General features: G+C 41.6%; 26 protein-coding genes. 5 read left to right on the top strand and 21 right to left on the bottom strand.

The annotated features are described in order from the left end of the window. Positions 1-279 precede the first annotated feature (279 nt). Positions 280-1,119 (bottom strand): LysR family transcriptional regulator, encoded by an 840-nt coding sequence (locus NDJ01_RS22995; protein WP_258587429.1) that lies wholly within the window; start codon positions 1,117-1,119, stop codon positions 280-282. 81 nt (positions 1,120-1,200) lie between these two features. On the opposite strand from NDJ01_RS22995, the gene NDJ01_RS22990 reads away from it, so the two are divergent. Next, a complete protein-coding gene (locus NDJ01_RS22990) occupies positions 1,201-1,557 on the top strand; it encodes a hypothetical protein (RefSeq protein ID WP_258587428.1) in 357 nt (118 codons plus the stop codon). Positions 1,558-2,000: 443 nt separating this feature from the next. Continuing rightward, the gene (locus tag NDJ01_RS22985; protein WP_258587427.1) at positions 2,001-2,177 is read left to right on the top strand and encodes a hypothetical protein; all 177 of its coding nucleotides are present in this window, start codon (positions 2,001-2,003) and stop codon (positions 2,175-2,177) included. 42 nt (positions 2,178-2,219) lie between these two features. Here NDJ01_RS22985 and NDJ01_RS22980 read toward each other — a convergent pair whose 3' ends face one another. Further along, complete coding sequence (locus NDJ01_RS22980) at positions 2,220-2,606, bottom strand: hypothetical protein (protein ID WP_258587426.1); 387 nt, start codon at positions 2,604-2,606, stop codon at positions 2,220-2,222. A 162-nt stretch (positions 2,607-2,768) separates the two neighbouring features. Here NDJ01_RS22980 and NDJ01_RS22975 point away from each other — a divergent pair, with 162 nt between their 5' ends. Further along, positions 2,769-3,134 carry a regulator gene (locus NDJ01_RS22975; RefSeq protein WP_258587425.1) on the top strand — a complete coding sequence of 122 codons (366 nt, stop codon included), beginning with the start codon at positions 2,769-2,771 and terminating at the stop codon, positions 3,132-3,134. A gap of 43 nt (positions 3,135-3,177) precedes the next feature. Here NDJ01_RS22975 and NDJ01_RS22970 read toward each other — a convergent pair whose 3' ends face one another. Both NDJ01_RS22970 and NDJ01_RS22965 read right to left on the bottom strand, forming a co-directional pair. Continuing rightward, positions 3,178-3,495, bottom strand: a complete 318-nt coding sequence (locus tag NDJ01_RS22970; protein WP_237285099.1) for a hypothetical protein — start codon at positions 3,493-3,495, stop codon at positions 3,178-3,180. Next, the gene (locus tag NDJ01_RS22965; RefSeq protein ID WP_237285098.1) at positions 3,479-3,850 is read right to left on the bottom strand and encodes a hypothetical protein; all 372 of its coding nucleotides are present in this window, start codon (positions 3,848-3,850) and stop codon (positions 3,479-3,481) included. Before NDJ01_RS22965 ends, NDJ01_RS22970 begins: the two co-directional genes overlap by 17 nt. Before the next feature lie 337 nt (positions 3,851-4,187). Here NDJ01_RS22965 and NDJ01_RS22960 point away from each other — a divergent pair, with 337 nt between their 5' ends. Continuing rightward, positions 4,188-4,553, top strand: a complete 366-nt coding sequence (locus NDJ01_RS22960; RefSeq protein ID WP_258587424.1) for a regulator — start codon at positions 4,188-4,190, stop codon at positions 4,551-4,553. A gap of 31 nt (positions 4,554-4,584) precedes the next feature. Here NDJ01_RS22960 and NDJ01_RS22955 read toward each other — a convergent pair whose 3' ends face one another. The 14 genes from NDJ01_RS22955 to NDJ01_RS22890 all read right to left on the bottom strand — a co-directional run bounded on the left by NDJ01_RS22955 (position 4,585) and on the right by NDJ01_RS22890 (position 13,159). Further along, on the bottom strand, positions 4,585-4,800 hold the full coding sequence (locus NDJ01_RS22955; protein ID WP_258587423.1) for a hypothetical protein: 216 nt from the start codon (positions 4,798-4,800) through the stop codon (positions 4,585-4,587). A gap of 226 nt (positions 4,801-5,026) precedes the next feature. Continuing rightward, positions 5,027-5,725: a phospholipase D family protein gene (locus tag NDJ01_RS22950; protein ID WP_083110768.1), complete on the bottom strand. Its 699-nt coding sequence runs from the start codon at positions 5,723-5,725 to the stop codon at positions 5,027-5,029. 126 nt (positions 5,726-5,851) lie between these two features. Then, the gene (locus NDJ01_RS22945) at positions 5,852-6,190 is read right to left on the bottom strand and encodes a hypothetical protein (RefSeq protein WP_237285096.1); all 339 of its coding nucleotides are present in this window, start codon (positions 6,188-6,190) and stop codon (positions 5,852-5,854) included. A 64-nt stretch (positions 6,191-6,254) separates the two neighbouring features. After that, entirely contained in the window at positions 6,255-7,154 is a 900-nt protein-coding gene (locus NDJ01_RS22940) for a hypothetical protein (protein ID WP_258587422.1), read from the bottom strand. A gap of 424 nt (positions 7,155-7,578) precedes the next feature. Next, the gene (locus tag NDJ01_RS22935; protein ID WP_258587421.1) at positions 7,579-8,721 is read right to left on the bottom strand and encodes a zonular occludens toxin domain-containing protein; all 1,143 of its coding nucleotides are present in this window, start codon (positions 8,719-8,721) and stop codon (positions 7,579-7,581) included. After that, positions 8,718-9,032: a DUF2523 family protein gene (locus tag NDJ01_RS22930; RefSeq protein WP_017822026.1), complete on the bottom strand. Its 315-nt coding sequence runs from the start codon at positions 9,030-9,032 to the stop codon at positions 8,718-8,720. The genes NDJ01_RS22935 and NDJ01_RS22930 overlap by 4 nt, the downstream gene beginning before the upstream one ends. Position 9,033: 1 nt before the next feature. Then, positions 9,034-9,696 (bottom strand): hypothetical protein, encoded by a 663-nt coding sequence (locus NDJ01_RS22925; protein ID WP_258587420.1) that lies wholly within the window; start codon positions 9,694-9,696, stop codon positions 9,034-9,036. A 14-nt stretch (positions 9,697-9,710) separates the two neighbouring features. After that, positions 9,711-10,454, bottom strand: coding sequence for a hypothetical protein (locus NDJ01_RS22920; protein WP_258587419.1), 744 nt, complete (start codon positions 10,452-10,454; stop codon positions 9,711-9,713). 257 nt (positions 10,455-10,711) lie between these two features. After that, entirely contained in the window at positions 10,712-10,945 is a 234-nt protein-coding gene (locus tag NDJ01_RS22915; protein ID WP_258587418.1) for a phage coat protein, read from the bottom strand. A 10-nt stretch (positions 10,946-10,955) separates the two neighbouring features. Next, on the bottom strand, positions 10,956-11,201 hold the full coding sequence (locus NDJ01_RS22910; RefSeq protein ID WP_258587417.1) for a single-stranded DNA-binding protein: 246 nt from the start codon (positions 11,199-11,201) through the stop codon (positions 10,956-10,958). 11 nt (positions 11,202-11,212) lie between these two features. Beyond that, positions 11,213-11,566 carry a DUF1293 family protein gene (locus tag NDJ01_RS22905; RefSeq protein ID WP_025510703.1) on the bottom strand — a complete coding sequence of 118 codons (354 nt, stop codon included), beginning with the start codon at positions 11,564-11,566 and terminating at the stop codon, positions 11,213-11,215. Positions 11,567-11,569: 3 nt separating this feature from the next. Further along, positions 11,570-12,718, bottom strand: a complete 1,149-nt coding sequence (locus NDJ01_RS22900) for a replication initiation factor domain-containing protein (RefSeq protein ID WP_070363890.1) — start codon at positions 12,716-12,718, stop codon at positions 11,570-11,572. Next, positions 12,702-12,917, bottom strand: a complete 216-nt coding sequence (locus NDJ01_RS22895) for a hypothetical protein (RefSeq protein ID WP_005477640.1) — start codon at positions 12,915-12,917, stop codon at positions 12,702-12,704. Before NDJ01_RS22895 ends, NDJ01_RS22900 begins: the two co-directional genes overlap by 17 nt. Positions 12,918-12,919: 2 nt before the next feature. Further along, positions 12,920-13,159, bottom strand: coding sequence for a hypothetical protein (locus tag NDJ01_RS22890; protein WP_258587416.1), 240 nt, complete (start codon positions 13,157-13,159; stop codon positions 12,920-12,922). 21 nt (positions 13,160-13,180) lie between these two features. Between NDJ01_RS22890 and NDJ01_RS22885 the strand changes: the two genes are divergently transcribed. Beyond that, positions 13,181-13,549, top strand: a complete 369-nt coding sequence (locus NDJ01_RS22885; protein ID WP_213907033.1) for a DUF3693 domain-containing protein — start codon at positions 13,181-13,183, stop codon at positions 13,547-13,549. A gap of 229 nt (positions 13,550-13,778) precedes the next feature. Here the strand turns inward: NDJ01_RS22885 and yciH are convergent, their stop codons facing one another. From yciH to NDJ01_RS22870, 3 genes are all read right to left on the bottom strand, one after another. Next, positions 13,779-14,090 carry a stress response translation initiation inhibitor YciH gene (gene yciH / locus NDJ01_RS22880; RefSeq protein WP_012842285.1) on the bottom strand — a complete coding sequence of 104 codons (312 nt, stop codon included), beginning with the start codon at positions 14,088-14,090 and terminating at the stop codon, positions 13,779-13,781. Position 14,091: 1 nt separating this feature from the next. Then, positions 14,092-14,478, bottom strand: coding sequence for a DUF3319 domain-containing protein (locus tag NDJ01_RS22875; RefSeq protein ID WP_005395460.1), 387 nt, complete (start codon positions 14,476-14,478; stop codon positions 14,092-14,094). Between the two features lie 128 nt (positions 14,479-14,606). Continuing rightward, positions 14,607-15,596 carry a D-alanine--D-alanine ligase gene (locus NDJ01_RS22870; RefSeq protein ID WP_258587415.1) on the bottom strand — a complete coding sequence of 330 codons (990 nt, stop codon included), beginning with the start codon at positions 15,594-15,596 and terminating at the stop codon, positions 14,607-14,609. Between the last annotated feature and the right edge of the window lie 135 nt (positions 15,597-15,731).

Here is a 15,731-nt window from a genome sequence, read left to right as displayed (position 1 = left end):
ATGGGTAGAAGATACACGCAGAACGGTATGAAATCAATTTAATATAAAGCTGCTTTCGATTAAATTTTTAATGTAAGTCAATCTATCGTTTAACCCGCGTGATTTATTCCACGCAAAGCCTTGATAATGAAACGGTATAGCATCTCATGTTGTGATAACAAGCATAAAGTTGGGGATTTTCATAAATGCTTGCCGAGGCTCTTTGAAACAATACGTTACAAAGCTTCTCGCTAGACCTCATGAGTTATCAAAGGAAAATTATAAACCTGAAAAGCCATCCTAAAGTGATTCATTTTTCAATATTTTTGATAACTCAGACCTAATAAAAGTAGATATTTCAGCTAGCTTTCTTGGTAAAGGGTTTTGATAAGGGTAGGCGATATACATGGAGCGTTCTATATCAAAATTTTGTGAAATTTGGATATTTTTGTCTATATGGTTACCTTTTACAAGGTAATTTGGAATGACGCCAACCCCAACCCCCTCAGAGACAAAGTTTATTAAAATAGAGGTGTTATCAACTTCGATAACGTCAGTGTACTGCCTTTTAATCGATTCCTTATTCGAGTGATTCTTGTAGATTAATAGCGTGTTATTATTGGCATTGTTAAATGTAGATATTAAAACATCGTTATAATCACCGATTTTATGTGCAATCAGAGTGTCATCAATAATATTATTAAGCCTAATCGCTAAATCTACATTGCTTTCTAATAAATTCTCAACATTGTTACTTGATGATATTTCAAAGTTCACTGCTGGATATCGTTCTTGTAAGCCTTTAAGTACAGAACCAAAAATAGAAGAGGCTATAGAATTGGGCATTGTAATTTTAAACTTTCCATTAATGCATTCACTCAACGAGCTAGCTCTGTAATTTAACTCCTGCAAGCTCTCTAACGTTTTGATGGCAAGCTCTCTAATGCTTTCGCCATGATCAGTTAAAACGAGTTTTCTTGTTGTCCTGTGGACGAGTGTTACACCAAGTTGCTTTTCTAATGCCGCTAACTGCCTGCTGACTTGAGCTTTCGACTTTCTAAGTTCTTTTGATGCCTCTGTAAGAGAGAGGTGTTTACAAATGGCTGCAAAGCAGATCAGCTCATTGTTCATCAATTCCATGATTGTTACCTTTTTGCAACTCTGAGTCACGTTGTCTTTTAACGGGAGGGAAAGTATAACTTGCATCAACGGAGGGGGACAATGATATTTAAAAGCCGTCATGAAATAATGGCAGACTACTATCTTAATAAAACCATATTGGATATTAAGTTAAACAAATATCCTGAAGAAATTAACTCAATCGACTTAAATAACGAAACGGAAAATTTAAAAATAAAAATTCTCTCTCGTGAAATTACTAAGTTGGATTCAGATAATTTAATTGTCGATTGCGCATCATTGATAATGACTCATTCAAAATTGACAAAAGCAATAATAAATATCGAACTTGAAAATAATTCTTTAATTTATAAAGTTAAAAATGTGAGAATATTTAAATATGAAGACTGCAATACGAAATTCGAAAAGATCCGTTTATCAGAAAGGTACATTGTATAGAATAATAAATAATATTAGTGCTTTGTATACAAAATCATTAGTAAAATTATTTGGTGAAGAGTTGAGAATCCATCATTGCAAACATAAAATTAATGTAAGAACCACTAGCGAGTTGAGTGAACATATGAAGAAAGATCTAGGTATAGATTGAAAAGTAGAGAGTTTACGTTCCTATAAAGCTAATGTAATAATTACACTTTATGGGATGGACAATACGTGCCCATAAGTGAGAACATTGAATTTTCTCATCCTTTCGATAACTTAAAACATAAGTTATCGAAAGGATATAATGAGCAGTAAATTTGCAGACAAAGGCTTTAAGCAATCGTTAGGTTGCTTATCTGATATAACTTAAACACTAGCTCATACCCAGCAGAGTTAGTATCAGAACTTCAAGAACGCCAGCCAAAGATCTTGTTAACTCAGAAAGTTGGAGAGAAATAATGGAATATCCGATCCAGTTGTTCGGTTACTTGAATGAGCAAGATGCAGAACAAACGCGTATAGTGTCGAACGTAATCAAAGATACAGTGCAGGACCTTAATCGGCTACTGCAGTCTATAAAGCAAAAAGCCAAATACGGCGTCACCAAGCTATCATCACCAATGCTAATCTTCTAATTCACAAGTTCGTATTATGGGCGCTTGTGTTGAATACTGTTGTCACATACCAGAGACAAGCTCTACTCTTCGTAAATCCTCAATTGTGTGGCTTCTATGAGCATCACATCTACCTGTACCAGCTAGGGTTACAGACTTTCCTGCCATATGGGCAGCCAGTAGCATTGAATACATGGACTTTGCTTGTTCACTGTCCAGCTTTAAAACGAAAGACCAAACGGAATCCTGGCAGTCAGCTTTTGAGCCGCTATCATGCTGTTTACTGGTTTTAATATACACTTGATGAGAATATTGTTTATCGAACATGAGGCTTGTAATTTTAGTATCGATTATTTCGCCTGCATTGCTTGCGTGTGTTGTGAAAAGAAGCACAACCAAAATCATTTTTTTTAACACTGGGGTACCTAGTTGATTAATATTAAAGTTCATAATAAATGGCTTTTATCGTTGATTTAAAAGAGTTTATCTTTGATTCTTGATAAAAACAAGGCAATTGATTTCGGTGCCTTCTCTTCGTATTGTGGGCGCTTATGTTGAATGCGATTGCATATTCGTATCCTATCAAATGTCTCTCTTTTGAGGGACAATTCAATGAAGTATCACGAAATGACTAAAAACTATATTTTTCGTGAATTTGAATGTGGTTTAACAGTCGAAGAAGCTGCCAAACTTTGTTTAAAAAGTGTGAGGACGGTCAAACAGTGGGACAAGGGAAAAGCCATTCCGCCGGAGTGTAAAAGGCTGATGCGCATGAACAAGGGTAGAGAGCTGAGCATCTGCGATGGGTGGGAAAACTTCGTAATGAGGCATGACCGCTTAGAGTTGCCGACTGGTCAACGAGTGACGCCTCAGCAAGTATTGATTGGCGTAGCGTTATTAGAATTGGGGGCTTCAAATGATAGAGAAGTCGCTCACCGAATCCTGAAGTATGCGAGAGTGTTGAAGAATATGGTGTAATAAAAAAGGCTCCGAGTGGAGCCTGTATGATTTAGCAAAATATTTAATGCCAACAACCTTGTCCATTAAAATAAGACGGGTCACGAGGCAGTTTGCGCAGCGTGCTTTCATCTTGTAAGTAACGCTTCTCGAAGTTTGCTCGTTTAGCTCCCCAGGCGGGTAATTCTCTAAGTACACTAATTACTCCTTGAACCTCTGGAGTGTCAAAACCATATCCACGAGACAAAAGATCTTCTAAAACTGGATACAAATCCTTATAAATTCGGTTTGCATCAGCTTTTGAATCTAGTTGACCTTTCATCTTCATTAAAAGAGAACCTAGAGGGGATGCTTTTCCTAACTGTTCAAGAATTGCGTTCATGAGCTATTACCTTCGCTATGTATACATTAAGTATTAACTGAATAAAGAATACAAAATAGTAATCATCAGGGAGAGTCTGGTTACTATAAAGTATCATCGGACAAACATTTTCAACGATGGTCATGAGCACAAAACTGATGCCAATGTAGGTTCGAATTTTAGAGTCGATTACATCAGCGCCCATGAAAACTGAAAATAAAGTCACAATGACGGCATATGTAATCAATGTTGAAAAGAAAGAAATTACTTGTTCTAAGACACTAGCTACCATGCCATAAGCATTTAGAAACGCAGAACCGACAGTTAAAAATGCGAATAGTACGATCGCTTTCTTTTGATTATTAATATTAAGCACGACTTATACCTAATGTTGAAATGACGAATAATTATATTAAAAAGCTCGAGCATTTTTAATCTCAATGACCACAAATAGTTATTTTTCCTACAAAAAACATCACCCTAACTACACAACTACACTCGTTCATCTCATTTGATATTCACCAAGGTGCGCATGGGTGGGTGGAATTTTTCCTGATACTAATATGTAGAAAGATACCAAATGTATTGGAACAATATTGGACAATGAAACTTGGTGATTAATAACCAATTCTACGGCGTATTATGGGCGCTCATATTGAATGTGATTGCATATGCGTGTCATATAAAATGTCTCTCTTTTGAGGGACAATTCAATGAAGTATCACGAAATGACTAAAAACTATATTTTTCGTGAATTTGAATGTGGTTTAACCGTCGAAGAAGCTGCCAAACTTTGTTTGAAAACTGTGAGAACGGTCAAAGAATGGGATAAGGGGAAATCCATTCCGCCAGAGTGTAAACGCTTAATGAGGATGAATAAGGGTAGGGAATTGAGCTCTTGTGAAGATTGGGAAAACTTCGTAATGAGGCATGATCGATTAGAGCTTCCAACTGGCCAACTAGTTACTGCACAACAAGTGCTGCTTGGTGTGGCTCTGTTAGAGTTAGGTGCTTCAAATGATATTAAGATTGCTCACCAACTATTGAAGTATGCAAGAGCATTAAAGAAAATAGTTTAATTGAAGGCTCCGGTTGGAGCCTTAATGGAAACTAAGCCGGATTATCTAAGTATGGTTTGTCTTGCTTAACATATGGCTTAAACTCAGCATGTGTTAAGAATGTCTTATCTAACTCTTCTTTAGCTCTTGGACCAGTATGTTCTCTTAGATACGCTCGGTTCTTAATAGACTTAGACTTTCCTACCAATTCAAGATGACGATCTAGCTCATAATCTTCTGAAAAATTTACATATTCTGAATCTTTCATAATAAATCCTATAAATATAATGCAGTGCAACATTGCACCTATTTGGATATGTGGATAAAAATATACATTTCAAGGTGTTCATTATGACCATTAGCGCAAATCAGTTAGTTAACTCACAAAAATGTCCAGCTTTGAGTCAGGGTTCCAACGGAACGTCTCTAGGATTTGATCATAAACTAATCATCAAAGCTGTGAGGTCGAGTACGATCTAATACACCTTATTTTTCTATTCCACTTCTAATGATTCTGGCCAAATAAAGTAAGGACCAAAACGCTTACTGTACTTGAACTCACCACCTAACGATTTTCCTTCTTCGGTTAAAGAATGTTTTCCATCATCGAAAGATAAGTAGCCCTTGCTTACACACATCTGAAGGAAATCATCTGTTTTAATCTTGAGCTTCTTGGCTAGTTTGGATGAAGTAAGCTTGGCTTGTTCTGGTTCTTCACTTTTAGCAGGGTCATTGACAGATGATGTAATCTTCTCTAACGAAATACGAACTTCATCGCTAATACGAATAATGCGTTGCGCTTCCTCATAAGAATCTTTGTAGACATCGGGGTCTTGGTCACGATCAATGAAGATGCCCATTTCGTTATTGTTTACTTGGCTGAACTCATAAAGGTTTAAACTTGTAATGATACAAGCACTTTCGTTCATGTAGCACTTTGCATGGAGATTTTTGCAAAAACTCGTACGTACAAAGGAGAGACCTTTAAGCCAGTTGATCTCATCAGGTTGTAGTTCGCTTTTGCCATAGACAATTCTGATGTCGATTTTTAATCGGTCTTTATCTTCTAAAAGCTCTCGAATTCGATCATTAAGCTTAAGAAAAGGGCTGATAAGGATCAGTCTTTCCGATGCGTTCTTGATAAGCTCTTCGAGATAGTAGTTTGTAGCACTTGTATTTAAAAACTTAGCCATTTCATATCCTTAACATATAAAACCTAGCACACATAGGCTAAGACTAAGGAAATATTGGATCAAGTAGCAAAGATTAAAAAAGCGTGGTCAAATACCACGCGTGCCAAATCCATGTTAAACGCTTTGTTATGTTCTTGGCTCCAACAATGTACTTGATACTCGCTCTTCATAAGCCGTCAGTTCTTCATCAGATACCCCTTTAGCATCCGGTAAAGCAGCTTTTGCCAATGCTTCAAAATAGTTGGACTTTATTGTGTCTAAGTGTTTTTGGGCATTTTCGACTGGACGTGAATGGTATGATTTGGGAGGCATTGCACCATAAACCGCATCCGCTATTAACTGAGGCAGTTTATTGGTAGCACAAATAACACAAACACCTATTTCTCCTTGTGCACCTATCCAGGAGCCTGTAACTTTTCTCTCTCCGCAGATGAAACACTTTCCCTTCGAATCAATTACTACCATGTTTGACCTCATTTTCCTTTTTCGATAAGAACATAACTCCCCTTAAACAGTTTGTTATGTGAATTCACACATCGTGGAACAGTTTAAAATCAATTAGCAGACGGTGTTGAGCAAAGAACCTAAAGTAATCATCTTCAATGTCCTGCTTCCCCAAAAAGGCTATTAAAGCTCTCTTTGACGTACCACGCACGGTTTCAACTACAGCCTTATAACGATTGATAAATTTGGTTTTACTTTGCTTTGGCCAATCTGACATATCGATTTCAACGTAGTATGGCCGTACGTTTTTCTTATCAACCCACTTACCCCGGGAAAGCTCGATCCTCAAAATATCATTAACAACTTCTGCTAATTTCCACGATAATGTAGAGTAGTAAACTTTAGTTTCCTCACCCTGCAAACGGAAACGTTGCTTTCCTAAGGTGTTTTCAATTCGTTGAAAAACTGTAGCATATGTATCTGCATTAACTCCTTCAAAAAACAGCTCCCTATCTCTGTCATGGGGGAAGTCGAAGTACTCATTAACGATACTTTTGAACGAACTCGTCTCATAGTTTGATTTGCGATTGTTGTCTGGAAACTCATTGGAGTTCCTTGTCCCAAGCCTTGCTTTTCTAATTCCGGGTTTACTGGAAGTACCAGATGCTTCTGAGGCACTTTCTTTCCTTAACTTAAAGCGGTTGGGGTATATCAATGGAAAACCCTCTTCAGAAGCTAACCTAGAGCGCAGTCCTTTTTTCCTTATTTTTGATGCGCTTTCAGTTTCACACCATGATTTATGGTTCCGATCAGGAAACGTTTTAAAGTAAGGCTTTCGTAAGTTGAAGTCTTTTATGTATGAGCAAGGAACCAGTGGTACCTCGCACTCATCACAGCAAAAATCTGTTTTCTCAACATTTTCCATAAAATATAGATCTTCAGCCGTGACAACTTCACCGGATTTTAGTATTCGTGCTTCATCCATTTTTACCTCCTTTCACATAACGCTTGTATACGGCTATTCGCCTCCTATTATCCGCACATTGTGCAGTTTCCTTTCGATATGCTCAATAGGTAAACTTCATAGTTTCAATGAGATAAATCTATTGCATAGGTGTTTGATTACTTATTTGAGCCTAATCACGATTTCATCGAACAGTTGAAGCATGGTGGAATTTACCCCCGTAATACCCCCGTAATACAGATTCGGGGGTTTGCTCCGCTTTTAGGTCCCTCCCGCAAAGCGGGCCCCTCCCAAAATGCTCGCAATACCGCGCACGTAATAAAAAAGGGCTCGTATAGAGCCCCATGATTAAGTTCGGTGTGGAAGTGCCAAGGTTTGGTGTCCTACATGTTCCGCTTCCTCGGTCTACGCAGACTGCGCTAGCTTCGACGCTGTGGCGAGCGGTCTAGATATGGACAGGCATGTTTTGCTGCAATATGTCTGATGGCTTTTCTCTTTGGCCGCACGTGAAGATCCTCTCTGTTTCTTCCCAAGTCACTCGATATACACAGTCGCTCAACACTTCGAACTGATACCCAATCTTTACCAAGTCCAGATGATCGAAACTGAATAGCTTGTCGCGGCCATCGTACACATCGATGTATATCTTGTAGAACGTCAGGTCACGGTCGAGTTCGGCAGCATACTTCAGCCGTTTGGCGTAGGCGATTTGCTTTGCGTATCCGGTGATGTAGAAGTCGTAATCTTCCAAAGGCCCGAACCCTGATGCTTTCTTTTTCTTCTTCGTTTTGGTTTCTGCCGTATCTACCGTTGGCGTTCCGTCAGGCAGCTGCGCTTGTACTGGTTGCGGTGGTTTAACAGGGTCGGGCGGTTGCTCTGGCTCCGGCCACCAAGCCCAAATATTGAAAACCAATCCAAGCGATAGCAGCACCACCGTTCCGACGACAGGCCAACGCTTCCAGAACGGGCGAATGTCTTTTGCTTCGGCTTCCTGCACTTGCTTGTTGGATTGCGAATGACTCTTATAGAACGGGAAGTATTCTGACTTATAAAATCGGGTAGAGGTGTTCACCACTTCACCGGCACAACCATCTTGCACTTTCTTGGTGTAAGAACTGGTTGAGCCCATGGCCGTGTTCTTTGTGCATCGGTAGGTCACTTCAATCATGTCCTTAATGTCTCGATGCACTTTGCGGATGTTCTGTGTAAGCAAGATGATATCGACACCGTAGTGACGGTGTATTGAGTACCATTCTAGAATCGGCGCGGCCAAGCCTCGACTTGGCAAGCTCATGTGCGCCTCATCGACAACATAAAGTGGCCCTTGTCCTTTTTCATTGCGCCATTCGTCCGAGTAGTCTTCAATCTGACTGAACGGGCGCGAGGTTGAACCGAAATCCGTTAAACGGCCATCCACGATTTTGATGAGTTCTCGAACGTCTTCACCAAACACCTTAACGAACCAATCAATGTTTAAGGTGATATTGGTGATGACTTTGCGGCCATCCTTAATGGCCGGAATAATGTGATAGGCAACCGCCTCATAGGTTTTACCGCCACCTGGTCTTCCTACTATGGCGTATATCATGAGCCTAACCTCGTAAACGGAATCAATTGCAGCATCAAGCGCACCGTAATAGCGGCCAGAATGATGGACAGGCATTGAGGCACACCGACCGCCGCCATAACCCAAGCCACCGTGGGCGGAATACTGGTCATGTACTGGCTCATATCGACCGGAGCGAATAGGGAGAACACACCAGAGAGCAACAGATTCACCATTGCCATGATTTGCTCAACCGCCCAAAAGAACAGGTCTTTGAGCATGTTGACCAGCGAGATTAAGAGCTGATAGAGGAACACCAACAGCTTGTTAAATAAATCGACTAACCAATCCATATTAACCTCCAAAAATAATACGACGCGCCGCAAACACTGACGTCATGATGAGCACCGCACAAATAAAACCGAACACCCAATCAAAGCTGATTTGCTCCTCAAAACTGAAGTCACCGAAGAACGGCACAGGGAGCACGAAAGAAGGGCGCTTGGCACTGGATAAGTCGAGGTCACCAAACGAGTTCACAAAGTTGTCGATGGTGTTGTGTTTAAGATCATCTAACTGACCGGACACCAAACCACCTAAACCATCGGGATAGCCCGACTCATAAAAGCCAGTACAACTTTGGGACTCGATACACGTACCACCCGTACCTGCGTCAGACGTATCTGTGTTTGCGATACCGTCTAAGGTGTCAGAAATACCGGAAATTTCATCCGCGATACCATCCATTGCCCCTGCAATTTTCTCTACATCGTCACCCACACCATTAATGGCATTGGTGTTCTTGTTCATGGCCGTGGTGATGTCAGCGTTCGCTTGTTGGATAAGGGCCTTAGTGTTTTCGTAAATCTTGTTGTCGTTGATTTGCTGCTTTTGAATGGCTTGCGTGTTGGTGACCATCGACGCATTCAGCGCAATGATTTGGTTTTGAACGTCAGCACTGGCTTGATTGATGTCGATGTTCATGTCATTCAGGACTTTGTTGACGTCCTTATTCATCCCAGTAATGGCTTTCAGAACTGCGTGTCTGTCGATTCATCGGTGTCAGGCTCTTCCACGTCTGGCTCACTGTCGGTATCCGGTGGATTCACCGTATTGGTTGAGTCGTCAGGTAATACGCTAGGGTCTTCGATGTCACCTGTCGGGTCGTCAGGATCATGAATTGGGTCGTCAGGAATAATAGGGGTGTCAGGAATAATAGGGGTGTCAGGGCCATCTTTACCCCAGAAGAGTGTGCCGCCTTCACACTGATTGCCTTTGAACTGGAACGTTCCCTGACAGATTGTGTTTTGTGTCCATTCGCCAGAATCAACGCCCGTACACAGCGTGGTATCACTAGGAATGCGTTCTAGTTCGCAACGGGTTGCGCCAAAATCGCCATAGCATGCCCCAGTAACTTGTTCACCGTAGACGTACGCCAGCCATTGAAGCAGCTTGGTTTCATCAATGGATTTTTTGAACTGGCAAGCGTCCATACAGGTGCCGTCAGGGTTTTCACCATACTCACAGGCAGGAACGATAGGTTCGCAGGTGACACTGTCACCATATTCTATCATTTCATAGTCAGCTGGACACTTAGCAGTATCATGACGGAACCATACAGTTTGAATTTTCGGGAAAGAAGAGCTGTCGGTATTACACATTATACGTAAGCCGAACTCATCGCTATCCATGTAACATGACTTAGTGGAGAAGTCTTTGTATCGAACAAACTTGTTTTCATAACAAGAGACATAAGAATAAGGATTAACTCTCATCCCCCTAGACAGCTTACAGTCGGGATAAGCGATAACATCTCTCACAGCGTAAGTAGGTTGAGCTGCGCTTGCATGCCATGACAGGAACAAGCACGAAAACAGAAGTAAAAAGAGTGATTTATTCACGTTTTCACCATTAAAAAAGGGGACCGAAGCCCCCTTATCCTCTAAAGTTTTGGCTGGCCACGTATCCGGCAATGCCACCCAAAAGCACAAAGACGATGAGTTGGACATCGTGGAGAACGGCCAACATAAACTTAAGCCTTGTTCACAGCACGCTTAGCAAGAGTGATGGATTTGTAAGCCATAGTAATGCCGACAATCACCAGACCTGCCGCGCCGATTTTGGTTGCCACACCAGATAAGTCGATAGCGGAAAACGGGTCAGAAGCACCACCTTCCGCCGCCATAGCAGGGACAGAAAGCACCGCAACAGTGACGGTTGCCACCGCTTGTTTACCGAACTTTTTAAGCGCGTTTAGACGTTTCATAACAGATTCCTCAAAGTAGTTTTATTAAACGTATTGCCATCTTGATGGCGTAAGTTGAGAGATATCCGCCAACGAACACCAAGGTTAAACCCAAGCTGAACGCTTGAGATATCTCTCCTGGAGTCAGCTGTGTGTAGCTCATTAACGTGTCATATTCTTGAGCCGTGACCATGACATAACCACGGCATGAAGCCGCTTCAATGTCAGGAACGACAGCGAGAAAACCGTCCGCGTTAGGTAAAGCACACACAGGCATAACGAAATTCCTTATTTAGCCTTTAATGAGGCTTCAAAATGTTTCTTGATGTCGTCATCCACAGGGATGAGTTCTGTCACAATGGCACCTGCCAATGGGTCTTCTGGGTTAATCTCCAAGCGCAATTGGTATTCACGGCGAGGAACGAGAGCGCCAGTGCGCTCAAGAAGCAGGGCATATTCATGGTCAATCATCAAAGGTTGATCCCATTGAGGATTCACATCACCGGATTCACCGATAGTGCGGCGTTTGAATTTCTCCGAGTTGATTTCACGTAGAGGTCGTGACACGTTCAGTTGAGCACTATCACCACGTGCTGAGTTCCAAGTGATATCCATGCCAAGTACAAAAACGGATTTAGCCATTTGTTAAGTCTCCAATATGTGAGTCACCAACTTGCCGTAGGTATCGGGGAAGGTGAATTTAGTTCCATCACGGACAAGGGAACCGACTACGGTTTCAATGTCGCCCTCATGGAATTCGATTAAAGAGTTCAGAATTTTCCCGTACTGGCGGCGCATCCAGTGCGCAGAGGCCAGCAGGTCTAACGCCGCGCGTTTCGTCGGGACAGGTTTGGTATTGAATTTCTTTGCAGTAGAAATTGACGCAGCAAAATCATTGAGCGCGGCATACGCGCCAGCTGGATTCAGCAACACATCAACATTCCATTTTTTAAGCTCAACTTCAGAGCGGTACCAAACAAGGCCAGTATTTGCGAGTTTCTGCTCAAGTGCCTTGTTGTAGATACGCCAGTAAATGCGCGAGGTACGCGAACCAATCGAGTATTGCTCTTTGGTGTAAATCGGTTTGCCGTCTTTGCCGATACTGGCAATGGTCATGTCTTCATGAAGCACAGGGCCACGACCACGTTCAGCGGTTCTGAAACAGTCGTCACGCCACGCCTTATAAGCGTATTCGCAATCAAAAATTCCGTCGTAATCGTCATAGGCCAAGTCAACACGCGCCAGAGTTTGCACACCAAGTACATTAGTCAGCCAGTCATGCAGCGACCACGTAGGACGACGGGCAAATACATGCTTGCATCCCGTTCCGTTGATTTGGAAATGCACCGTGTCATTGTTACCGCCGATACCAACGAAGCCGCAAAAGTCCTCACCATCTGGCGAAGTCAGTTTCATGGATTCGGTGTAGAACTGAAAACCCAAGCCGCGAGGCGCAGACAACGACAAACCAAGCACTTGATTGGTGAAGATGCGCAAACAATCTTCCAAGTAGTTGCGATAGCAGATATCAAACGCTTTGTTGTACGCTTCAATTTCTTCAGACGTCTTAGCGACGGTCGGATTAAACACAGGTGGAGCAGGGAACTTAGGTGCACGGCAGTGACGCTGTAACAGTCCTGATTTGGCAAAGCCTTTGTATTCTTCATGCTTGTGCAATCGACGAACGGCGTCATGACAATGGCGTAAGTCTTTCACGGCAAACGTAAAACACAGGTAATCAATATGAACGCTTTGCTCATCGAAACTTTTAAGGATGTTAGTTGCAGTAGTCATCAAACACCCCCAAATTGATACGTTGTTCAACGGTCGTGTTGGTGATGGACACCAACTCATAAGAAGTGAACTGAGAGGAAGCCCAAGACTCAAGATGAGACATGGATTTAAGCAAATCCCATTCGTCGCAACCTTTGACCAACACAGAAACCGTGTAGTCAGGCAGCAAGTCGTAATAGATGATTTGAGCTTCGTTCATGATTACTGAGCCTCAGCGATTTTTGAAAGAAGAGCGCGCTTTGGTGCGTTTTTGATGTAAACGCGAAGATCATCAAATTCGTTTTGTGTCAGCTTGCCGTCGCTCATGAACTCGTTAAGCATTGGAGTAGCGGATGGATTTTCTTCAATCCAACGTTGAACTTGAGCGTAAGAGCTAGCAGGAACGTCAAAATTCGCGCGTCCATAGAAAACAAACGCAATAGCTATAAGCCCAGCTAACATACTGAAAGGCAGGATTGGAAAATGTACACAAACAAGCTCATTGACGCTTATAAAGAGCAGATGAACTACGTGCAATACAAACAAATCGCGCCAGACTTAGGCATAAGTCCTCAAATGCTTACTGATGTGCGTAAAGGAAGAACGTATTTAAAAGAAAATCAGATACTTATGCTTGCCGAAGCTATCGGTGAAGACAAAGAAAAGGCTCTGATTGGCTTAGCGATGGATAAAGCAAAAACGCACGAAGCGCAGACACTATGGCAGAACATAGGAAAAAAGTTTAACGGACTTGGATTATCAAGCATTTCAATGGCTTGTGCTGGATTGGCCTTAGTGATTGCAAGTCCACAGGAATCCCTATATCAGTGCGCATTATGTATATTATGTTAAATTGGGAGTGTTCGTACGCCAAATGTTGCCAATGAGCACTCCTATTCCCCTGTGGATTTGAAATTTAAGGTCTCCATCATAACCATTAAACATAATGGCTATTTACCATAAAATAGCTAATATCGATCTATCAATCTGCGATTGCTTGTTCTGCAATTAGCGTATTACTTACTAAAATAAAAAATGGCGTCTATTTTTAGACGCCATTCTGAGTTTTCCTTAATGTAAATTAGCCACCGGCTAATTTGACTGTCATGCCTTTCTTTTCAAGATGCGCTTTGATCTTGTCTCTAGCATCACCTTGAATTTCGATATTGCCATCTTTTACCGAGCCACCACAGCCGCAGACTTTTTTGAGTTCTGCAGCTAATAATTTTAAAGGTGCATCATCCAAGTCTAAACCTGTAACGATGCATACACCTTTACCTTTACGTCCTTTCGTTTGGCGCTGAATTCGTACAATACCGTCGCCTTTGGGGCGAGATGTTTTTTCTTCTTCCGGCTTAATTCGACCGGTTTCTGTTGAATATACCAGAGTCATTCTATTGTTTCTTTTGTTGTTGAGCTTGCATCGCTTTTTGCTTTGCAACTAAATAAGCTTCGATATGACGTTGAATAGCAGTTTTACTACCCTTAATCAGTTTACCATTAAACATACAGTACCAAGAGTTGGGCTGACCTGTATCATTTTGAATAGTATAACCGTTAAAGACTTCTGATTTTGCACCACCAACTTGCTGCGCTCTTTGTCCAAGGGCGGCAAACTCTTTGGGATCAATAATTGATGCGGTGTCGCACCACCAATCAATGCTTTTCTTTACCGCCGTCAAACTGCCTTGTAAGACGTGGTTCTTGATTTTAACCTTCCAAATACTGCCATCTGGTCCGCCTGACTGCAGGTTAAAACCTCTATAGTTTGAAATCGCCATACCACTGAGTCATCTGTTTAATGCGTTGATATAATCATAATTGCTACTGAGCAATATTCAAATACGGCTTGAATAAACCTTGCTCTAGAAAACAATTTCTATCATAAAACGCGCCTCGATAACGTTAATCACTTTGCACTGTTTATACAATCTTCCAAGAACTCATGGAATTTGTGCCCGTTATTTTGAAGCATTTTAGGAAACATCGAGATAGGAGTCATACCTGGGAATGTGTTTACTTCGTTTAAGTAAATCTCATCATCTTCCGTTAAGAAAAAGTCGATACGAGACAAATGGCGAAGATTCATTTGCTTAAATACCCTCTCAGATGCGTGCTGAATTGCATCTAATTGCGCTTGGGTTAGATTCTTCGCTTCAACTTCGGTGAGCGAGTGACTTGAACTGCTGTACTTTTCATCGTACGAGTAAAAAGCACCGTCAGGTGCAATAACCTCGCCTGGTTTGGTTATGTGCAGCTGGCCATTCATCTCATATGCAGCAACTTCAAGCTCTCGTGGTTTTACTGATTTTTCAACCAACACTTGGTCAGAAAACCCAAACGCATCATTTACTGCATTGGAAAGTTTATCTTTTTCTGTGACACTGTAACACCCAACAGATGACCCTTGACGAGCGGCTTTGACAAAGACTTTTCCCCATTTTTCAAACGCTTTATGAGCTTGAGCATGAGCTTCTTTATCGTTGCGCGTTAAGAATAAGTATGGCGTATTGGGAATGCCGATAGCGTCGTACCAAAGCTTAGATGTGATTTTATTGAAGCTATTGCTACTTGCTTCTGGCCCGCAACCCAGGTAAGGAATGCCTGCGATTTCAAACAGAGATTGAATATCACCTGTCTCGCCTGGAAAACCATGTATACAAGGCACAATGAAATCGATGGTTTGATTAGATTCACTTGAGCACAACTGCTTGGTATTGAGATCCAAGTAAACCAACTCACCTTGGTTGGTCATCCAACCTTCGTTTTTAATTTCTACGCGTGTAACGTGAACGTCTTCAATAAGATTTAATTGTTGTTCGACAAAGTTTGCAGACAATAATGAAATCTCGTGCTCAGAAGAGCCGCCGCCGCATAGTAGAAGAATATTTTTAATCATGAATCAATCTTTCCGTGACCTACAAAAGATACTATTTATTATGATAAACCTTTGAAGTGTGACGTACAGTAATTTTAGTGTGAGGAATTTTGTTCGAGTAGGATTTGAACAAATAAATAAGGGAGCTATTCGCTC

This window comes from Vibrio sp. HS-50-1 (assembly GCF_024747315.1).
GTDB lineage: Bacteria > Pseudomonadota > Gammaproteobacteria > Enterobacterales > Vibrionaceae > Vibrio > Vibrio diabolicus.
This window is presented reverse-complemented; position numbering and strand designations above follow the sequence as displayed.